General features: G+C 66.9%; 17 protein-coding genes. 8 read left to right on the forward strand and 9 right to left on the reverse strand.

The annotated features are described in order from the left end of the window. Positions 1-24: 24 nt before the first annotated feature. The 4 genes from MRBLWO13_RS00110 to MRBLWO13_RS00125 are packed head-to-tail and all read right to left on the reverse strand — an operon-like array spanning position 25 to position 5,155. Complete coding sequence (locus MRBLWO13_RS00110; protein ID WP_341975718.1) at positions 25-924, reverse strand: polysaccharide pyruvyl transferase family protein; 900 nt, start codon at positions 922-924, stop codon at positions 25-27. Then, positions 921-2,075: a glycosyltransferase family 4 protein gene (locus tag MRBLWO13_RS00115; RefSeq protein ID WP_341975719.1), complete on the reverse strand. Its 1,155-nt coding sequence runs from the start codon at positions 2,073-2,075 to the stop codon at positions 921-923. Before MRBLWO13_RS00115 ends, MRBLWO13_RS00110 begins: the two co-directional genes overlap by 4 nt. Before the next feature lie 4 nt (positions 2,076-2,079). After that, positions 2,080-3,684, reverse strand: coding sequence for a polysaccharide biosynthesis tyrosine autokinase (locus tag MRBLWO13_RS00120; RefSeq protein WP_341975720.1), 1,605 nt, complete (start codon positions 3,682-3,684; stop codon positions 2,080-2,082). 25 nt (positions 3,685-3,709) lie between these two features. After that, complete coding sequence (locus MRBLWO13_RS00125; protein WP_341975721.1) at positions 3,710-5,155, reverse strand: O-antigen ligase family protein; 1,446 nt, start codon at positions 5,153-5,155, stop codon at positions 3,710-3,712. Between the two features lie 241 nt (positions 5,156-5,396). Between MRBLWO13_RS00125 and MRBLWO13_RS00130 the strand changes: the two genes are divergently transcribed. Next, positions 5,397-6,041, forward strand: a complete 645-nt coding sequence (locus tag MRBLWO13_RS00130) for a hypothetical protein (protein ID WP_341975723.1) — start codon at positions 5,397-5,399, stop codon at positions 6,039-6,041. 21 nt (positions 6,042-6,062) lie between these two features. After that, positions 6,063-7,088, forward strand: a complete 1,026-nt coding sequence (locus MRBLWO13_RS00135; protein ID WP_341975724.1) for a MauE/DoxX family redox-associated membrane protein — start codon at positions 6,063-6,065, stop codon at positions 7,086-7,088. A 4-nt stretch (positions 7,089-7,092) separates the two neighbouring features. On the opposite strand, the gene MRBLWO13_RS00140 is transcribed toward MRBLWO13_RS00135, so the two are convergent. After that, positions 7,093-8,145, reverse strand: a complete 1,053-nt coding sequence (locus MRBLWO13_RS00140) for a heparan-alpha-glucosaminide N-acetyltransferase domain-containing protein (protein WP_341975725.1) — start codon at positions 8,143-8,145, stop codon at positions 7,093-7,095. Positions 8,146-8,298: 153 nt separating this feature from the next. On the opposite strand from MRBLWO13_RS00140, the gene MRBLWO13_RS00145 reads away from it, so the two are divergent. The 3 genes from MRBLWO13_RS00145 to MRBLWO13_RS00155 all read left to right on the forward strand — a co-directional run bounded on the left by MRBLWO13_RS00145 (position 8,299) and on the right by MRBLWO13_RS00155 (position 11,543). After that, the gene (locus MRBLWO13_RS00145; RefSeq protein ID WP_341975726.1) at positions 8,299-9,609 is read left to right on the forward strand and encodes a UDP-glucose/GDP-mannose dehydrogenase family protein; all 1,311 of its coding nucleotides are present in this window, start codon (positions 8,299-8,301) and stop codon (positions 9,607-9,609) included. After that, positions 9,609-10,712, forward strand: coding sequence for a glycosyltransferase (locus MRBLWO13_RS00150; protein WP_341975727.1), 1,104 nt, complete (start codon positions 9,609-9,611; stop codon positions 10,710-10,712). Before MRBLWO13_RS00145 ends, MRBLWO13_RS00150 begins: the two co-directional genes overlap by 1 nt. A gap of 63 nt (positions 10,713-10,775) precedes the next feature. After that, a complete protein-coding gene (locus MRBLWO13_RS00155; protein ID WP_341975728.1) occupies positions 10,776-11,543 on the forward strand; it encodes a low molecular weight phosphatase family protein in 768 nt (255 codons plus the stop codon). A 13-nt stretch (positions 11,544-11,556) separates the two neighbouring features. On the opposite strand, the gene MRBLWO13_RS00160 is transcribed toward MRBLWO13_RS00155, so the two are convergent. From MRBLWO13_RS00160 to MRBLWO13_RS00175, 4 genes are read right to left on the reverse strand one after another with little or no spacing between them, the layout of a single operon-like run. After that, on the reverse strand, positions 11,557-12,555 hold the full coding sequence (locus MRBLWO13_RS00160; protein WP_341975729.1) for a Gfo/Idh/MocA family oxidoreductase: 999 nt from the start codon (positions 12,553-12,555) through the stop codon (positions 11,557-11,559). Further along, positions 12,555-13,652 carry a DegT/DnrJ/EryC1/StrS family aminotransferase gene (locus MRBLWO13_RS00165; protein WP_341975730.1) on the reverse strand — a complete coding sequence of 366 codons (1,098 nt, stop codon included), beginning with the start codon at positions 13,650-13,652 and terminating at the stop codon, positions 12,555-12,557. The genes MRBLWO13_RS00160 and MRBLWO13_RS00165 overlap by 1 nt, the downstream gene beginning before the upstream one ends. Continuing rightward, positions 13,649-14,203 (reverse strand): acyltransferase, encoded by a 555-nt coding sequence (locus MRBLWO13_RS00170; protein WP_341978514.1) that lies wholly within the window; start codon positions 14,201-14,203, stop codon positions 13,649-13,651. Before MRBLWO13_RS00170 ends, MRBLWO13_RS00165 begins: the two co-directional genes overlap by 4 nt. A 50-nt stretch (positions 14,204-14,253) precedes the next feature. Then, positions 14,254-15,558, reverse strand: a complete 1,305-nt coding sequence (locus MRBLWO13_RS00175; RefSeq protein ID WP_341975731.1) for a nucleotide sugar dehydrogenase — start codon at positions 15,556-15,558, stop codon at positions 14,254-14,256. A gap of 103 nt (positions 15,559-15,661) precedes the next feature. Between MRBLWO13_RS00175 and MRBLWO13_RS00180 the strand changes: the two genes are divergently transcribed. Genes MRBLWO13_RS00180 through MRBLWO13_RS00190 form a run of 3 tightly spaced genes read left to right on the forward strand, consistent with a single transcriptional unit; the run spans position 15,662 to position 19,839 of the window. Then, positions 15,662-17,659, forward strand: a complete 1,998-nt coding sequence (locus MRBLWO13_RS00180) for an acyltransferase family protein (protein ID WP_341975732.1) — start codon at positions 15,662-15,664, stop codon at positions 17,657-17,659. 39 nt (positions 17,660-17,698) lie between these two features. Next, the gene (locus tag MRBLWO13_RS00185; protein WP_341975733.1) at positions 17,699-18,952 is read left to right on the forward strand and encodes an O-antigen ligase family protein; all 1,254 of its coding nucleotides are present in this window, start codon (positions 17,699-17,701) and stop codon (positions 18,950-18,952) included. Positions 18,953-18,957: 5 nt separating this feature from the next. Beyond that, positions 18,958-19,839, forward strand: a complete 882-nt coding sequence (locus MRBLWO13_RS00190) for a glycosyltransferase (RefSeq protein ID WP_341975734.1) — start codon at positions 18,958-18,960, stop codon at positions 19,837-19,839. Positions 19,840-19,869: the final 30 nt, after the last annotated feature.

The raw sequence follows: 19,869 nt of genomic DNA on the forward strand, positions 1-19,869 counted from the left end.
GACGACGCCACGTGCGACCGGAACCTACCGCAGCGCCGCCAGAAGCCCACCGGGGAAGGGGAGCTGACCGAGCGGCAGCGCGAGCGCTCCGGCGAGCGCCTGCTCCAGCCCATCGCCGGTGCGGGCGACCGTCGCGGCATCCGCAGCCCACGCCTCGGCGACGAGGTCGTCCAGGGAAAGCGCCTCGTCGAACGGCCGGAACCGCGTGCGGCCAGGCGTCACCGCTGCCTCGTAGTCGCGGAACTTGAAGTCGCCGCCGCCGAGCGGCGGGTCGAGCGTCGTCCACACCGCCGGGATCCCGTAGGAATCCGCGGTGATCAGCCCGTGCAGTGATGTCGTGATCACGGCGCGGCTCGCGGCGATCTCGCGCACGGCGACCGCCGCCCGTTGATGCACGTTCACCACGCGCACGGCGGCTTGCCCGGCCTCCCGCACTCGACGATCGAGCTGCGGATGCGGGCGGTGATGTCCGTGCGGCACGACCGCGATCCTGCCGTCGGACGGCGGCCGCGGCAGGTGTCGGGCGACGAGGATGCCCGGATCCCCGAACGTCGGCTCCTCGGCCAGGCCGATGCGCTCCGCGGTGAGCGGTCCACGCACCGCGAGGACGGATGCCGCCGGCAGCAGGTGCCGCCGATCGTTCATGAGCCCCGATCCCCAGATCGCGCCGGTGAAATCCTGCGGCACGAACTCCAGCAGGCTTCCGACTCCGATCAGGCGGGCCGCGCGCGGCTCGCGGTACAACGGCACGATTCCGTAGCGCGGCAGCAGCCAAGGTGTGAGGTCGTCGCCGAAGTTCGGATGCCCGTCCCACCAGAACGCGGGGATGATCACACCGTCCCCGCGGGCGTGCGGCTCCGCGAGCGCCTCAGCGAAGCGGCGCAGCTGCCGGCCACGCCGACGCAGAGCCCCCTCGTACCTCACGGCCCGGCGTCCGAGCGCACGCGCGTGAACAGTTCCTCGTAGTCGAGGGCGACCCGGGACCAGCCGTACTCGCCGACCCGCTGCGCTCCAGCGGTGGCGATTCTGCTTCGCAGCCGCTCGTCGGTCATCACCGAGGTCAGCGTCGCGGCGAGCGCCGCGGTGTCTTCCGGGTCGACGAGGAGCGCATCCTCGCCATCGCGGATGAAGTCGGTCGCACCGCCGCGTGAAGTCATGATGAGGGCAGCACCGCCCCGCCACGCCTCGAGGGCGACGATCCCGAACGACTCGGAACGACTCGGCACCACGACGACGGCTGCGTCGCCGATGCGCCGCGCGACGGCCGTCGCATCCTTCTCACCGACGAGCGTCACGGACTCCACCAACCCGAGAGACACGATCTGCTGCTGCAGGCGCACCCGCTCCGGCCCGTCTCCGATGATCTCGAGCCGGACCCCCTCGAGCGCAGCCAGCGCAAACGCGTCGATGAGGAGGTCGAAGCCTTTCATCCGCCCGAGTCGACCGATCGCGAGCAGGAGTCGCTGGCGCGGCGCGTCCGGGTCTGCCGTCCCGAGCGACAGATCCACGCCATTCGGCACGACAACCCCGCCCGCGAGTCCAAAGCGTGCGCGCAGGTCGTCGAGCACGTAGGTGCTCGGCGCGGTGACGGCGGATGACTGGGCGAGTGCGGCGCGCAGGCTTCGCCGCAGCAGCGCCGAGCGGGCATAGACGCCGTTGTCGTCGCCGAGGGTCTCGCCATGCGAGCTGACCACGAGCGGCGTCGTGAACGCCCGGTGCAAGGCTGCGGCGTAGACGCCGTTCGGTCCGAAGCACTGCACCGACAGCACATCGGGGCGGAATCTCGCATATGTGCGCCGCCATTCGCGCCAGGCCCGCGGTACCGACCAGACCGTGCGGAACAACCCGTCGAGCGACCGGGCGGGCAGCGGCGTCGGCAGGTACCGTACTGGCACGGGGAAGGCTCGTGCCGACCACATGCCGCGGTCGACCGTCCAGACCTCGACCGCGTGCCCTCGATCGTGCAGCGCGGTCGCGACCTGGGCGACGTGCGTCTCCACCCCGCCGACATGCGGAGCGAACGACGACGAGATCAGCGCGACGCGCAACGGGGAGCGCCGCTCATCCGACGACATCACGTCAACCGCTGGGGCGTCGTTTCGGCGCCGACGTCTCGACCGTCGCGTCGTCGAAAAGCTGTTCCAGGGCGGCATCCTCGTCGAAGTCCGCGTTCACGGCACCGGTCGAGGGAGCGGGCCGCGGCCGAGGCTTCTGCCCGGTTCGTACCACGCCGCCGCCCGGACGGGCAGCGGTGCGAACCCGCCGCGGTTTCGCCGGCTTGTCCGTCTTCGTCTCGACGGTCTCCGCCTCCTGCGGGTGATAGTCGTACGAATAGTTCGCTGTGCCGCTGCCGGTCAGCGGCATCCGGTTGAGAACGACCCCGAGCACGCGCCCTCGCACCTTCTCGAGGGCCTCGACCGCCTTGTCGACGAGGTCGTAGGTGGTGCCGCCGACCGTCACCACGATGATCGCACCGTCGGCCTGATGCGTGAGGATCGCACCGTCGGTGACGGGGAGCAGCGGCGGCGCATCGATAATCACCATCGCATGCTCGGCGAGCTCGTTCAGCAGCGAGCGCATCCGGTCAGACCCGAGCAGCTCGCTCGGGTTGGGCGGGATCGTGCCTGCCCCGAGAACGACCAGTCCGGGAACACGCGGCGTCCTCTGCAGCACCTCGATGAGGTCGGCTCGTCCCGCGAGGACGTCGGTCAGACCTGCTCCGGGGATGAGGCCCATGGTCGTGGCGACCGTCGGACGCCGCAGGTCGCCGTCGACGAGTGCGACGTGCTCTCCGTTCGCGGCGAGCATCGTGGCGAGGTTCGCGGCGACGGTGGATTTGCCCTCCCCCGGCATCGCACTGGTGACGACGATGCAGCGCGGCGGGTGGTCGACGTCCATGAACTGCAGGTTCGTGCGCAGGGTTCGCAGCGATTCGGAGACCGCGAAGCTCCCCTTCTTGGTGGTGTCCGAGAGATCGATGAGACGCTGATCCGGGTCCTTCTTCCCCACCGTCGGAATGCTCCCGAGCACCGAGACGCCGAGTCGCTGCTCGACGTCGTCCCCTGGGCGCACACGCCGATCGGACAGCGCGCGCAACAGCGCGAACGCGATCCCCGCGCCGAGCCCGAGGACGCCGCCGACAAGGAGTGCCGTCTTCGTGTCGGGAAAGCTCGGCGCCGTCGGCAGCGATGCCGATTCGCCGAGCACGATGCCCACCGGCGCCGAACCGGGCGTGCCGTCGCCCTCGAACTCATCGATCGTGGCGGTCAAACCCATCACCCAGGCCGAGGCCAGGTCGCGAGCCGCCTCGGGGGTCGTCCCCTGGGCGGTGATCTTCAGGATCGCCGTGTTCAGCGGATTGTCGACGGTGATCCGGCGCACCAGATCCTCCGGGGAGCTTTCGCTGCCCAGTTGCTTCGCGGCGAACTCCGCGACGTTGGTCCAGGTCGCCATGTCGCGATAGGTCGGCACCTTCGCCTTGGCGAAGTTGTCGCTCGCGTTCGGGGCGAGCGCGACGCCCTGCTGGTCGGTCGCCTTCGACCTCAGGAAGCCGCTGGCCGACGCTTCGTACACCGGTGTCTGAATGGCTGCCCAGCCATAACCGGCGCCGAGCCCGACGAGCACCAGTAGGACGATCGCAATCCCATGACGCCTCAGCGCCAGGAAATAGTCGCGGATCTGCATGCCACCCCCAGTGTTTTGACTGATCTTACGCGCGGGCCCGGTCGGCGGGCGGTGCATTCTTCACGCGGCTGCGTGCGGGATGCCGAGTACTCCGCGACACCTGTCGGCCTGTCCTTGTCGTCGCGATCCGGCCGGTGGCCCGTCGCCGGTCGTTCCAGAAGCTCTTCGCCTCACCACGACTCACCGCGAGCGCCTGCGCCCCGAGACAGATACCGGCGATCAGGAACGGGATCGACACCTGTGCAGACACCCAGAAGAGATCGAACTGCGCCTGCACGATGCGGGCGAGCACCGAGCCCAGCGCGAGCATTCCGAAGCGGGCATCGACGCGCCACAGCACGATGATGATGCCGATCCACATGATCATGAATCCGGCGAGGCCGACGAGCCCTGTCGATGCGACGACTTCGAGCTCCGCCTGCGGCGGCTGGAAGTTCGCCGTCGGATGCACGTACCAGTAGCGGAGGCCGTGGCCGAAGAACGGCGAATGTTTCCAGAGCGCGTAGACCTCCTGCATCCATTCGATGCGCTGGTACACGGAATTGAAGCGGTTCTGCGAATCGATTTGCTCGACGACGCTCTGCACGATGAGCACGGCGCTGGGAACGGCGATCACGGTGATCAGCACCCAGTGCCGGGCGGCTCCCTGACGGAGCACGTGGATGAGCAGCGCCACCAGGAAGCCGATCATCGCCTGTCGCGACTGCGTGAGGGCGAGGGCAGCGAGGAAGAGGAACAGTGCGGCCCGCGCCCATCGTTTCGGGATCTGCGCCCAGTCCGGATTGATGTACGCGACGAATGCGGCGAAGGCGAGAGCGCCGCCCGCGAAGTTCTTGTGCATCGCCCAGGGCCACTGCGGATACACGGCCCCGAAATCATCGGCCGCGATCAGTGCCAGTGCGCTGGCGAGCGTGCCGAGGGCGATGAGCGTCGCCACGGCGTAGATGAGGACGAGTGCCGTGCGGGCTTTGCCCGCGCGACCGATCGCCCAGCCGCTGAGGAGAGCTCCGGAGATGAGGAGCCAGGCGTGGAACCACTCGATCACGTTCTGCGCGAACGGATTCGCGATGACGGTGAAAAGAGTTGCGAATTGATAGATGAGGTTGAGCTGGAGCAGCGCTTTCAGCGGCGGACTGAGATCGCGGTCGCCGAGGAACACCGCGGTGCCGAAGGCCGCGGCGAGTGCGGCATCCGACACCGTCAGATCGCCCGGACCGATTCCGATGCGCTCCACGATGAACAGTGCCGGTGTCGCCATCAGTGCGATCGCCATCGGCTTGGATGCGGTGAGCACGGCACCGATGAGGAAGGCTCCGATGGCCGCCGCCGTGACCACACCGTTCGCGATCCCGCGATCGAGCAGCAGATATCCGCCGGCAGCGACGCCGCCGGCGAAGAGCACCCAGCGCCAGACACCGGCCCACCAGTCGCGCAGGCGAGAGGGCTGTCCCGTCATGCGACGCGCGTGCATGCCTTCATCCCCATAGCGCCCCCTCAAGCGTGGTCTCAGTATGGCACTGAGGTGCTCGCAGGCCCAGGGCCGCCGCCTCGGTTGTGATTAGTCCACCGTTTCGATCGCTTTCCGACATCGTTCGATCGTTCTGCGACACGATTCAGCCATGACGTACAGAACTCGGCCACTCTCGGAGAAGCCGCTTGTGCGGTTCCCTGCCCTTCCGCCTCCCCAGCGGAAATGACCACCGGAGATATTCATGTCTGAAGAGAACACCTTCGCGCCCCAGGGCGTTTCCCGTCGTACCCTCGTCAAGGGCGCCGCATGGTCGCTGCCCGTCATCGCCGTTGCCGCCGCCACCCCGTTCGCTTCGGCCAGCGTCGCGTGGAACGGCACCGTCACTGCTGAGTGCAGCGGCGACTACGACATCTCGGTGCTGACCGGCATCGTCGGAGCCGGCCTGGTCGGCGTCGTCCAGACCGCGCTGGGCGTCCTCGGCCTCGAGCCGAACGCCACGCGTGAGTTCACCGTCACCGCCACGACCGGCGACATCCCGGCGGGCACGCAGTACCTGCTCACCGACCCGAACGCACTGCTGACGCTCACCGGCCTCGAGGCAGTGATCGGCGCCGGCGTCGCCGGTGTCGTCAGCACCACCGACGGCTACGTGATCACGCTCACCAACGCGATCCCGAACGGCAGCTCGTTCTCGGTCAACGTGTACGACGCCCTCGTCAACGTCGGCGCACTGAGCAGCTTCACGCTGACCCAGGTCCAGGCAGACGCCAATGCGGGTGACAACAGCGCGACGACCGGCAGCCTCCTGGCCGCAGCCATCAACCTGGGCGACCTCGGCATCCCGTTCGTCACCGGCTCGCTCGCCGTTCAGACCTGCGACCTTTGATCTGCCGCTAATCTGAGGGTTATGCCCACGAACCCCGTCGAGTTCATTCTGATGATCTCGACGGGGTTCGTCGCGTTCGTGCTCCTGCTGTCAGGTGCGACGAAGAGCGGACGGATCGGGCGCACCCTCGACAGCATGGAGGCCCTCGGGGTTCCCGAGTTCGTCCGGCGCCGATGGATCGCCGCCGCGGTTCCGGCATGGGAGATCGGGCTCGGCCTCGCGCTGCTCATCGCGCCGGGCTGGTATCGTGCCGCAGCCGCGGCACTCGCGCTGGGCACGTTCGCGGTCTTCACCGTTTTCATCGTCGGCGTACTGCGTCGCGGCGATGACGTGGATTGCGGATGCTTCGGGCCGCTGTCTGTCGATGATCGCGTCACCGGCTGGACCGTCGCCCGCAACGCCGTACTGATCCTGGTATCCGTTGCCGTTGCCGTCACCGCCCCAGGGCATCCATCGTTCATCGTCGAACTCTTCACAGCCGACCGCGGGCTGGTGCTGCTCGCTAGCCTGGCCTGGGCGCTGCTGGCGGTCGGAGTGCTGGCGACCGCTCTCTTCCGCATCCGCCACGACCGCGCAGACTCGACAATCCCGTCTGACTCGTCCTCGACATCCGTGCGCATCTCAGCGGAGGGCGATCCTCTTCCCGACGCCGAACTCGTGAGCCCCGCGGGCGTCACCGTGCCGCTGCACGCACTCGGCAGCGGCTCGCCCGTGCTCCTCGTCTTCCTCTCCGCGGAGTGCGGCAAGTGCGAGGCGGCGGCCCGTCGATTGCCGGAATGGCAGCAGATGATCGGCCCCTCGATCCTGCTGCGGGTCGCGACCTCCTCACGCCCCGATGCGCTCAAGGCGCGTGTGCCTCAAGCGCTGCCGTTCGCGTACTTCGGGGCACGATCAGCCAAGCAGCAGCTCGGCGTCGAGGGCATCCCGTCGGCCGTACTGCTCGGCGGCCTCAACTACCGTTTCGTGGCCTCGCCGATCGCGCACCGCGAAGACGAGATCGACGCGCTCGTTCGCGGCATCGTCAACGCTCAGGCCGAGACGCCGTGAGTCTCTAGCGAACCCGCCACTTCCTGGGACGCCCGGTGATCATTCCGAGCAGCCACTCGATGGGGCCGGTGCCGACGAATCGCACCCACGCCCAGCCCAGCAACGCCATGCCAGGAACGATGAGCAACCAGCCGAGCGGCTCGTTCGTCTGAGGGAACCCGTTGGAGCGCGCCCACAACGCGATCACGCCCACGTGCACGACGTAGAGACTCAGGGCGACCTGCCCCCATGCCCCCACCGGCCCCAGCATCCGCTGGAAGACGCCTCCGCCGGACGTCGCCACCAGCACGACGACGACGTAGGCGGCGAACACGAGACCGATGTCATGCAGCGTGTCGAGGTAATCGCCCGACTGCACGGCGACCGTGAAGAAGCGCTCGACGGCCATGCTCCCGAGGAACGCCACGGGTGCGATCGCGGCCATCACCCACAGCAGGCGGTCGCGCCGGAACCCGTGCCGCAGCAGCAGCGCGCCCAGCAGGAAGAACGGCAGCAGGTTGATCAGTCGATAGGAACGTCCCACCGCCAGGCCGTTCGCGAGCTCCTGAACGATGAGCGGCTGCGTGTACAACCACGTCGTACCCCGCGCCAGCATCAGCAGCGGCTGACTCAGAAGCGCGATCGCGGCCGCGACGATGATCAGCGTCCGCGTTCCCAGGAGCAGCAGCGGTACACCGAAGATCAGCAGCAGCCCCAGCGACTGCAGCACGATCATCACCCACGACCCCCACGTCGTCATCCAGATCCCGAGCGCGACGAGGAGGACTCCGCGCCAGCTCTGCTGCACCAGGGTACGGGCGACGCCGGACCTGCGATTCCAGACCAACTGGGCCGAGATTCCCATCACGAGCGCGAACAGGGGCGAGGCGACATCGTTGATGGTCCCCTGGATGAACAGCAGTGCCTTCGGCATGTCCGGCACGAACGGGCCGGCGTGGGCGATGAGCATCGCGAGAATGGCGACGCCGCGCAGCACGTCGGGGATGAGCATCCGTCGTCGGGAGCGGGATGCCGAACGGCGATCGCTCATGGTGCTGGTCGCGTTGCCGGTGCTCATATCCAGTCCCCACTTGTGAAGGCGATCATGCCGCGGCGTTCCGTTGTTCTCCAGGGCAGCTCAAGCCTAGGGATTCGCTCGCTGTTCACCTATCACCAGGGCGGAAATGGTGGATGATGAGGTATCGACGCCCCTTGGAAAGAGGAACGTATCGTGCGATTGTCGGTCATCGGCTGCGGATACCTGGGAGCTGTGCACGCTGCAGCCATGACGTCGATCGGTCATGACGTGGTGGGAATCGACATCGACCCCCGCAAGATCGACGCACTCACGCGGGGCGAGGCGCCATTCTTCGAACCAGGCCTGCAGGACATCCTCACCGAGGGCATCGCTTCTGGCCGTCTGACGTTCACCTCTGACATCGCTGCCGCCGAGGGTGCCGCCGTGCATTTCATCGGCGTCGGGACGCCGCAGCAGCAAGGCGGGCACGCCGCCGACCTCAGCCACGTCAACGCCGCTTTCGATGCGCTCCTCCCCTATCTGCGCGAGGGCGACGTCGTCGCAGGCAAGTCCACCGTCCCGGTCGGCACCGCCGTCGAGTTGGCACCGCGGGTGGAGGCGACCGGTGCGACGCTGGTCTGGAACCCGGAGTTCCTCCGCGAAGGCTGGGCCGTGCAGGACACCATCGATCCCGACCGGCTGGTCGTCGGTATCCCGGCGACCCCCGCAGGCGAGCGCGCAGCCCAGGTGCTCCGGGAGGTCTTCCACCCGGCGGTCGCGAAGGGCACGCCGTTCCTCGTCACGGACTACGCGACGGCCGAGCTCGTCAAGGTGGCAGCGAACGCCTTTCTGGCGACGAAGATCTCGTTCATCAACGCGATGGCCGAGATCGCCGAGGTCACCGGCGCCGACGTGACGCAGCTGGCCGAGGCTCTCGGACACGACGACCGCATCGGCAAGCGGTTCCTGGGCGCCGGAATCGGCTTCGGCGGCGGATGCCTGCCCAAAGACATCCGCGCGTTCGCGGCACGGGCAGAGGAACTGGGACGCCGCGAGTCGGTCGCCTTCCTTCGCGAGGTCGATGCCATCAATATGCGCCGCCGTGACCGCGCCGTGGAGTTGGTCGTGGAAGCCCTGGGCGGCCTCGTCTTCGGCAAGAAGGTCGCCGTGCTCGGAGCCGCGTTCAAGCCGTACAGCGATGACGTGCGCGACTCCCCCGCGCTGGATGCCGCCGTGCGGCTGAACGGCCTCGGGGCCAACGTCGTCATCACCGACCCGCAGGCGATCGCGAACGCCCGGCGACTGCATCCGCAGCTCTCCTACGAGGCCGATCGCGATGAGACGCTGCGCGGAGCGGATGCAGTGCTCGTCGTCACCGAGTGGGACGAGTACCGGCGTCAGATGTCTCCGCAGCACGCCGCGTCACTGACGCGCGGTCAGGTGATCGTCGATGGCCGCAACTGCCTCGACGCTGCCGCCTGGCGCGCCGCTGGATGGACGTATTACGGCATGGGCCGACCGTAGTGACAGGCCTTCTCGTTCACGAATGGATCGAAGCATCCGGTGGAGCGGAGCAGGTGCTCGAGGCGATGGCGCGGGCGTTCCCGGACGCCGACATCCAGTGCCTGTGGGATGATGCGCCCCAGCGGTTCGCCGACCGTCGCGTGTTCGAGACATGGCTGGCCCGTACGCCGTTGCGGCGGCACAAGGCCCTCGCACTGCCGGTCACGACAGGCGTCTGGCGGCGGCTTCCCTCTCGGGAGGACTACGACTGGATGCTGATCAGTTCGCACCTGTTCGCCCACCACGCGCGCATGGTCGGTCGCGACGTTCCCAAATTCGTCTACGCGCACACGCCGGCTCGATACATCTGGAACCCCGAGCTGGACGAGCGCGGCGAGAAGAAGATCGTGAAGGCCGTGGCCCCGCTGTTCCGACGTCTCGACCGCAGACGCGCGCAGGAGGCGACGGCGATCGCCGCGAACAGCGCCTTCGTGCAAGCTCGGATCGCGCAGGCCTGGGAACGGGATGCCGTCGTCATCCATCCACCCGTCGCCGTCGACCGCATTCGCGCCCAGGCCGACTGGCGAAATACCGTGACCGGCGACGAGCGGCGAGCGCTCGACGACCTCCCCACGCCCTTCGTCCTCGGCGCTTCGCGCTTCATCCCGTACAAGCGCCTTGATCTCGTCATCAGAGCGGCCGAGAGGGCCGGTCTCCCCGCGGTGATCGCCGGCCGCGGGCCGGAGGAGCCACACCTTCGCGCGGTGGCCGCCGAGGCACGAGTGCCGGTTCGCATCGTCGTGTCGCCGTCGGATGCGATGCTCTACGCACTGATGCAGCAGGCCGGTGTGTTCGTCTTCCCGCCCGTCGAGGATTTCGGCATCGTGCTCGTAGAGGCGCAGGCCGCGGGGACCCCCGTCGTCGCCGGTCCCGTCGGCGGCCAGATCGAGGCGATCGAGCCGGGTGTCAGCGGCGTGATCGCCGCCACGACGGACGTCGCCGACCTGGCGGTGGCCATCGAGACTGCTCTGGGGCTGCCGCGCTTCGACGCCGCGTCGGCGACCGCCCGATTCCGCGAAGAGCGCTTTGCCGACGCGATCCGCGCGTTCGTCGGGGTGCGGTGATCGGATGCTGCGCCGCCGAGCTGATTCCCCGTCTTCACAAGGGACTCGCCCTACGCTGGAGGAATGAGTGAACCCGGTTCTCAGAATCCCCACATCGGCCTGAGCCGCCGTCAGCGCCGAGAGCTTCTCGACGCGCTCAGCTCGCCTGCTCCGCAGGACACACTGATCACCGGCGTACCCGCGATGACGCCTCCTCCCTCGCCGACGCCGCGTCCTGTCGCCTCTGAGGCGCCCGCTGACGCCCCCACGGTGCTGATGGTGTGCACCGGGAACATCTGCCGCTCGCCGATGGCTGAGGCCCTTCTCCGTGCCCGCCTCAGCGGCCTCGGCGTGCGTGTGCACAGCGCGGGCACGCATGCCCTCGTGGATCACGAGATGACCGAGCCGGCACAGGTGCTCGCTGTGGGGCTGGGGGCGGCTCCTGTGGATGCGGCGGCGCATCGCGCCCGCTTGCTCGTGGAGCCGCTGCTGCGCGACTCCGACCTGGTTCTCGCGATGGCGAGGGAGCACCGCACGCACACGGTTCAGCTGATGCCCAACGTCTTGCGACGTGTGTTCACCATCCGCGAGTTCGCCCGGTTGGCCTCAACGCTCTCGTCCGATGACGCCAGAGCAGCGGCGAACGCGGCCGGCGAATCACCGCGCGAGCGGCTGCGCGCTGTCGTCAACGCAGTCGGCGCCCAGCGCGGGATGACCCCCACGGGGAGCCCCGAGGATGACGACGTGATCGACCCGTACCGCCGGTCGCAGAAGACGTACGATCTGTCGGCGTCGCAGCTCGCGCCTGCACTCGACGAAGTGGCCCGGGTACTCCGGGCGGGGTTGAGCTGAGCTCTGGTCGGCTCTACGACGACGGACGCAGCGTCTGGGAGGTACCAGCGCGGGCCGAGTCCAGCGCGGCCTCGACCACGACCAGTGTCCGCTGACCCTGCTCCATCGTGACGAGGTCGGTCTGCTTGCCGAGGACGGCGTCACGGAATGCTTCGTGCTCGGCTTTCAGCGGCTCACGCTTCGCGAACGCATAACGGGTGACGTCTCCCTCCGACACCCCGCGGAACCTCGAAACGGATTCCCACTCCAGCGGGATGGTCCCGTTGGCGTAGAACGTGAGATCTCCGGTGGAGGTGTCGGCGACGAAAGCGCCCTTCTCGCCGGTGACGACCGTGAGGCGCTCCTTCATCGGGCTGAGCCAGTTCACGATGTTGTTCACGATCACGCCAGACGCCGTGCGCCCGGTGATCGTGATCATGTCTTCGTGCTCCCGGCCGCTCTTGAACGCGGTCTGTGCGAACACGATCTCATAATCGGACTGGACCACCCACGCCGTGAGGTCGACGTCGTGAGAAGCGAGGTCCTTCGCAACCCCCACGTCTGCGATGCGCGACGGGAACGGCCCCTGCCGGCGGGTGACGACCTGATACACCGCACCCAGCTCGTCTGCTTCGATCCGGCGACGCATTTCCTGCAGCGCGGGGTTGAAGCGCTCGATATGTCCGACGGCTCCGACCAGCCCGGCTGCGGCGAACGCGTCGACCATGCGCTGGCCCGCTTCGATGCTGTCTGCGATCGGCTTCTCGACGAGTGTGTGCACGCCGGCAGCAGCGAGCTTCAGCGCGGCGTCTTCGTGGAACCGTGTCGGGACGGCGACGACTGCGATATCGATGCCCTCGCCGATGAGCGCCTCGATGTCGGGCAGCACCGAGAGATCTCCTGCGACGCCGTGCGGGTCTCCGCCCGGATCAGCGATCGCGACGAGGTCGATACCCTCGACCTCGCGCAGCACTCGCGCGTGATGGCGCCCCATCATGCCGACGCCGAGGAGGCCGGCACGCAGATTGGCCATCAGGCACCCGCCCCGGCGACCGCGTTGACCGCGGTCACGATGCGCTCCAGGTCTTCCTGGCTCAACGAGGGGTGCACCGGCAGCGAGACGACCTCGCGGGCGGCGCGTTCCGTCTCGGGCAGATCCAGCCCCGGTGCGAAATGCGCGAGTGACGGCAGCCGGTGGTTCGGGATCGGGTAGTACACGCCCGCACCGACCTGGTACTCGTTCTTGAGCGCCGCGACGAATCCGTCGCGGTCTTCCGGCACCCGGATCGTGTACTGGTGGTAGACGTGCACCGCACCGGCCGCGACCGGCGGCACGACGACGCCGCGCAGGTTCGCGTCCAGGAACGCTGCATTGTCCTGGCGGATCTTCGTCCACGCGTCGACCTTCGTCAACTGCACCCGCCCGATCGCGGCGTGGATGTCGGTCATTCTGGCGTTGAACCCGATGACCTCGTTCTCGTACTGCCGCTCCATGCCCTGGTTGCGCAGCAGCTTCACCTGACGCGCGATCTCGGCCGTCGCCGTGGTGACCATGCCGCCTTCGCCGCTGGTCATGTTCTTCGTCGGATACAGGCTGAACATGGCGAACTCGCCGAACGAGCCCACCGGGCGGCCGTCCAGCGACGCCCCATGCGCCTGCGCGGCGTCCTCGTACAGGGCGATACCGCGCTCGGCGGCCAGCGCTTCCAGTTCGCGCATCCGCGCCGGGTGACCATACAGGTGCACCGGGAGGATGCCCTTCGTCTTCGGCGTGATCGCCGCGGCCACCGCTGCGGGGTCCAGGGAGAACGTGTCCGGTTCGATATCGACGAACACCGGGGTGCCTCCGGTCAGGGCGACCGAGTTGCCCGTCGCGGCGAACGTGAACGACGGGACGATGACCTCGTCCCCCGCACCGACACCGGCCGCAAGCAGACCCAGGTGAAGACCTGCTGTACCCGAGTTCACCGCGACAGAGGGCCGACCCGGCACGAAGTGTGCGGAGAACTCCTCCTCGAAGGCCGCGACTTCCGGCCCCTGCGCAATCATGCCGCTGCGCATCACCCGGTCAACCGCTTCACGCTCCTCATCACCGATGATGGGCTTCGCGGGGGGAATGAACTCGCTCACGCGATCTCCTTGGTCAGTGTCTCGTTGGACTCCACGTAACGTGCGCCCGTCGACGGGCACACCCACGATCCTTCACGCTCGCCGGCGGTGAGTGGCATACCCGCCTCGCCGACCCATCCGATGCGCCGTGCCGGCACACCCACGACGAGCGCATATGCGGGAACGTCCTTCACCACGACGGCTCCGGCGGCCACTGTGGCCCACGCGCCGATCGTGACGGGCGCGACGCACGTCGCTCGCGCGCCGATCGAAGCGCCTCGCTCGATCGTCACACCGACCGGCTCCCAATCGTGCGCGCTCTTCAGGGAGCCGTCGGCATTGATCGCACGCGGATAGGTGTCGTTCGTCAACACGACCGCCGGGCCGATGAACACACCGTCTGCAAGCTTCGCCGGCTCGTATACCAGCGCATAGTTCTGCACCTTGCAGTTGTCGCCCATGACGACGCCGGTGCCCACGTACGCGCCGCGTCCGACGATGCAGTTCTTGCCGATCCGGGCGCCCTCGCGAACCTGCGCGAGATGCCAGATCGAACTTCCCGCGCCGATCATCGCCTCCGGCGAGACATCAGCGGAGTCGACGATCCGAACGTCTTCGAAACTCACGCAAGAACCCCAGCGGTGCCGATGACGATACGCGGCGTTCCCACCCACAGCGCGGCATCCGTCGCGGCGCGGCCATCGACGAGGAGCTTCACGCCCGGCAGATCAGCAGGGCCGATCTGCCGATAATCAGCGTGGTCGGTCTGCAGGATCGCGAGGTCGACATCGCCTCCGAGCTCGTAGGGCTCGAATCCGAGTCGCCTAAGCTCCTCGTCGTCGTACAGCGGGTCGTGAACGAGCACCTGGGCGCCGCGCGACTTGAGCGCTTCCACCGTCGGGAAGACGCCGGAGAACGCCGTCTCCTTGACGCCTCCGCGGTACGCGGCTCCGAGGACGACAGCCCGCTGTCCCTCCAACGATCCCAGCACCCCCTCCGCCTGAGCGACGAGCCGCTCGGGCATGGAGGCATTGAGGAGGCGAGCCGTGCGGACGATGTCGGCGTCCTTGTCGGTCGAAAGATACAGGCGCGGGTAGACCGGGATGCAGTGACCGCCGACGGCGATGCCCGGACGGTGGATGTGGCTGTAGGGCTGAGAGTTGCAGGCGTCGATCACCTGATAGACATCGATCCCGTTGCCCGCGGCGAACAGCGCGAACTGGTTCGCGAGGCCGATGTTGACGTCGCGATAGGTCGTCTCGGCGAGCTTCGCCATTTCAGCGGCCTCGGCCGAGCCGAGATCCCAGACACCGTTCGGGCGGACGAGGTCGGGTCGCTCATCGAACTGCAGAACGGCCTCATAGAATTCCCGCGCACGGCGAGCGCCCTCTTCCGAGAGTCCGCCGACGAGCTTCGGATACTTGCGCAGATCGGCGAACACTCGTCCGGTGAGCACCCGCTCCGGGGAGAACACCAGGTGGAAGTCGGTGCCCTCCGTCAGCTTGGATCCCTCTTCGAGCATCGGCTTCCAGCGGTTACGAGTCGTGCCGACAGGAAGCGTCGTCTCGTACGACACGAGCGTTCCCGGCGTGAGGTGCTCGGCGAGAGAGGCGGTTGCAGCATCCATCCACGCGAAGTCAGGTTCCCACGTCTCGTCATTGACGAAGAGCGGGACGACGAGCACGACGGCATCCGCACCAGGAATCGCCTCGGCGTAGTCGGTGGTCGCACGCAGCCGTCCTGCGGGAACGAGCTCGGACAACTTCTCCTGGAGATGCGCTTCGCCGGGGAACGGTTCGATCCCCTGGTTGATGGTGTCGACTGCCTTCTGGTTGACGTCGACGCCGATCACCTCATGACCGGAATCAGCGAACTGGACGGCAAGGGGCAGGCCGATCTTTCCGAGGGCCACGACGGCAATACGCATGATGTTGAGTCTATTGGCACGCTGTTGCGACCAGGGCTCCGTGCGAGTCGCCCGCGCTGACATCAGGTTCCACAGAGGAGAAGACCCTCGATACGATGTCGCAGTGTCCAGACCACCGTCGCTCCGATTCCGCGGAGATATCCAAGGCCTGCGTGCGGTAGCAGTCGCGCTCGTGATCATCGACCACGCTCACTTCGGACTCCGCGGCGGATTCATCGGCGTCGACGTCTTCTTCGTCATCTCCGGGTTCGTCATCACGGCGATGCTTCTCCGCGAAGTTCAGTCTGAAGGCCGCATCCGCCTCGGCCGTTTCTTCATCCGCCGCGGCTACCGCCTCATACCCGCCGCCATCGTGGTCATCGTGTTCACCGCCCTCGTCGGTATGCTGCTTCTCTCACCGCTGGGCACGCAACAACAGGCCGCAGTAACCGGCGGCGCCGCGGCCGTCGGCCTCAGCAATATCGCGCTCTACGCGATCTCATCCGACTATTTCAGTGAGCACACTCAGTCCAACCCCTACCTGCACACGTGGTCGCTGGGTGTCGAGGAGCAGTTCTACCTGTTCTTCCCACTGGTGCTGCTCCTGGTGTGGAAGGTTGCGAAGCACCGCGCGCGCGCGGCCGCGGTCGTGCTGACCATTGTCACTGTCGTGTCCTTCGCCCTCTCGCTCATCGCGTCCTACTCGGCGGTCCTGCCGATCATCAAGAGCCCGTCGATCTTCGCGTTCTACATGATGCCGACCCGTGCATGGGAGTTCGCCGTCGGCGCGCTGATCGCCTGTGGCGCGGTCTGGCTCACGAAGCTGAGAGGCCACGCCTTCGCGACCTGGGCCGGACTCTCGCTCATCATGCTCGGCGCGGTTTTCATCGACAACTCCGTGCCATTCCCCGGCATCGTGGCTGTCGTACCCGTTCTCGGCGCCGCCCTCGTCATCTTCGGCGGGCTGGCACCGAACCGCGGTTCACAGATGCTCGCGTGGAGGCCATTCGTACACATCGGCGATCTGTCCTACTCTCTGTACCTCTGGCACTGGCCGTTGCTGGTGTTCGCGCGGCGGCTCTGGCCGGACAGCGTCGTCGCTGTCATCGCCGCACTGGTTCTGACCTACGTCGCTGCGTTCCTCACTTACCGCTACGTCGAAACACCGTTCCGAGGCAAGGTTCAGATCTGGTCTTGGCGCACCGTGCGGTTGCCGGCCGTCGCGGTCAGTGTCGCACTTCTGGCAGCCGGCTCGATGTTCGTCGGTGCGCAGTCGAACTGGGGCAACAAGAACGTGGAGGCCGCCGCCGACCAACTGCTCGAGCGCCCCATCGGCTACAGCCAGTGCCTCTCGACCATGCCTGTGGCGCAACGCGACCTGGGCCCGTGCACATGGAACGGCGAGGGAAAACCCATCTACCTGGTCGGCGACTCCAATGCCCAGCAGTTCACTGAAGCCCTGATCTCGGCGTCTGAGACGCTCGATCGGCCTTTGACCATCGCGACGTGGGGCGGGTGCCCATTCTTCGACGTCGGCCGGGTCGACCGGAACGACCCCAACAAGGGTGCGGAGTGCAGCGTGTATGCCGCGGGAGGCGAGGAATGGCTCTCCCAGCAACCAGCGGGAACGGTGATCATGGCCGCCGCAGGCGAGATGATCACCGACAACGGGATCGTCTTCCGATCCGGCGAGGGGATCCTCGACGACCCGGCTTCGAAGGCGGACCAATGGGGTGAAGCCATGGCCGCGCGCATCGCTGATCTTGAGGTCGCCGGTCACGAAGTGCTCGTCGTGCCTACGATGCCGCACTTCGAGGGGACAACGCGCGCCTGGTGGCACCCCGTGCAGTGCCAGAATGCCGACCTGTTTGCCGACCCGTCGCTGTGCTCGGCCCGCGTCTCGACGTCTGACATGCAGGAGAGCATGGCGGCGATCTCGAAGGGTGACCGGCACGGCATCGCGACCTCCGGTGCCGAAGAGATCGACCTCACCGGACAGGTGTGCGAGTCCGGATGGTGCGAGACCTACCGCGACGGGACCTGGCTCTACCGTGACGGCCTGCACATCAGCCCGACCTACAGCGAGGAGATCGCTGGAGTGTTCGTCGATGCTCTGCGGTAGCCAGACGCCCGGTTGCACGCTGCAAGTAGGATCGACCTCGTGAAGTTCTCTCCCGTGGTCCCGCTGTCCAAGTTCGGACGGGTCACGCGCTCACTCATCCTCGTCGGGATGCTCGTCGGCAACTTGTTCCCGACCGTGGGTGGCCTCGGGATCGCACTGATCAGCACCGTACTCGCGGCCCCGGTGGTCATCTACGAACTGATCCGCTGGCTCCCCCGATTCCATCCGGTGATCCTCTTCGTCGTCTCGCTGTTCGCGATCGTCGCGGTGCACGCATGGGTCGTCGCCCCGACGTCGCTCTACGGGCAGGACAAGTTCGAGAAATGGATCACTGCGACACTCATCTCGGCCGTCGCGGCATGTCTGATCCGCGACAAGGCTGCTCTTCTCACGTTCGCGCGCGCCTGGCTCGGAGCGGCATTGATCCTGTCCGCGCTGTCGATCGTCGGCTTCCAAGGAGGAAGGGCGGAGACTTTCGATTCCAATCCGATCTGGCTGGGAAGAGCGATCTCTTTCGCCCTCATCGCCATCATCTGGATGATCTGGCAGCGCCACATTCGCCTGGTGTGGGCCATTCCTGCGGTGCTTATTCTCGCCGTCGGCCTGATCACCACTGGCTCGCGCGGCCCTCTTCTCTCCGTGGCGGCAGCCGCGATCGTGATGGCCCTGTTCTCGGGGCGTCGCCGGATCGCGAAGGTTCTCGCCATCGGCGGCGCCGGCGGCCTCGCCTATTGGGCTGTCGCAGAGCTCCCGTTCTTCGCCGAGAGCCGGTTCAAGTCCCTCCTTTCGGAAGGCTTCTCCGACCAGGCGCGCGAGATGTTCTGGCGAATCACGTTGCCGGTCATCGAGGAGTATCCAAGTGGTGTCGGTTTCGGCAACTGGGCGGCGCACGCCCATGCCCCGGCACAGTTCTTCTACCCGCACAACATCTTCCTCGAGATCTTCACCGAGTTCGGCATCGTCGTCGGAGTGATCTTCACTCTGGTCGTCGTCGCGGTGCTGCTCGGTCTCATCCGACGTTCCGGGAAAGATCCCGCGGCTCTCGTCGTGCTCGCGCTGTTCGTCGGCGAACTGGTCTCCGTGAATGTCTCCGGTGATCTCAACGCGCGCACCTTCTTCTTCATGCTCACGCTGGGCTTCCTCTCTGCGATAAAGAGCGTCATCTCCACCGCCCCGGAATCAGAGACCGCGGCAGACGGCTCCGACCAGACGATTGAGTCGAACCTGACGTCCGCTGCCGGCACGACCGACTCGCCAGCGCACAGCGCAGGCGAGCAGACCACGAAGGCCTGACATACATGAAGATTTCTCTCCTCTCGCCGGTGTACAACGAAGAGGATCACCTTTCCGAGATGATCGAGAGTGTCCTCGCGCAGACACACGAGGACTTCGAGCTCATCATCGTCGATGACGGATCGACGGACCGAACGGCGGACATCGCGGATTCCTATGCGGCCCGCGATCGGCGTGTTCAATCGATCCGACCGGCGACGAAGCTGGGGAAGGTCGCGGCCTTCAACAGCGCATTCACTCAAAGTTCGGGAGACGCGATCGTTCTGCTCGGGGGTGACGACACCCTCCCGCCCACGTCGTTGGCATTGCGCGCTGAGGCCCTTTCGTCTGCGCCCGAGACCCGGGTAGCCGCATATTTTGCGCTTCGGACGATGTCGGAATCCTCCCGGCACGACGGGCTGATCATCCCGAAGAGCGGAAAAGGAAACTTCTCCGGTGGAACCGGCATCCTGAGCCGGGAACTCGCGGATCTCGTGTTCCCGATACCCGGTCAGCTGGTCGCCGAAGACGTCTGGCTCGCCGAGAATGTGCGGCTGCTGGCCCACACCATCGAGCAGCGATCTGATGTGGTCCTCAACTACCGGATCCACGACGGAAACTCCAACCCGCGCAACAAGCCGTTCGCCGTCATGCGCGAACAGATGCACGTGCGGGCGCTGCCGTACACGCTGATCTTGGACAACCCGCCGGTGGCACTCACCGCCCAGCAGACGCGTCGACTCGAGGGCATGAAGGAACTCGATCAGCACCGCTATGAGGGGAAGCTTCTCAAGATCCTCGCGACCCCGAACACCAGCTTCATCAGTCGAGCCCGCGCCGCTTCGACAGCGACCCCTTGGTTGTTCAAACTGCGATCGATCTTCTTCGGTTTGTTCTCAGGGCGCTGAGCGGAGGGGCTGGAGGTCGAAGCGACTGGA

The organism is Microbacterium sp. LWO13-1.2, from assembly GCF_038397725.1.
In the GTDB taxonomy this organism is placed as follows: Bacteria; Actinomycetota; Actinomycetes; order Actinomycetales; family Microbacteriaceae; genus Microbacterium.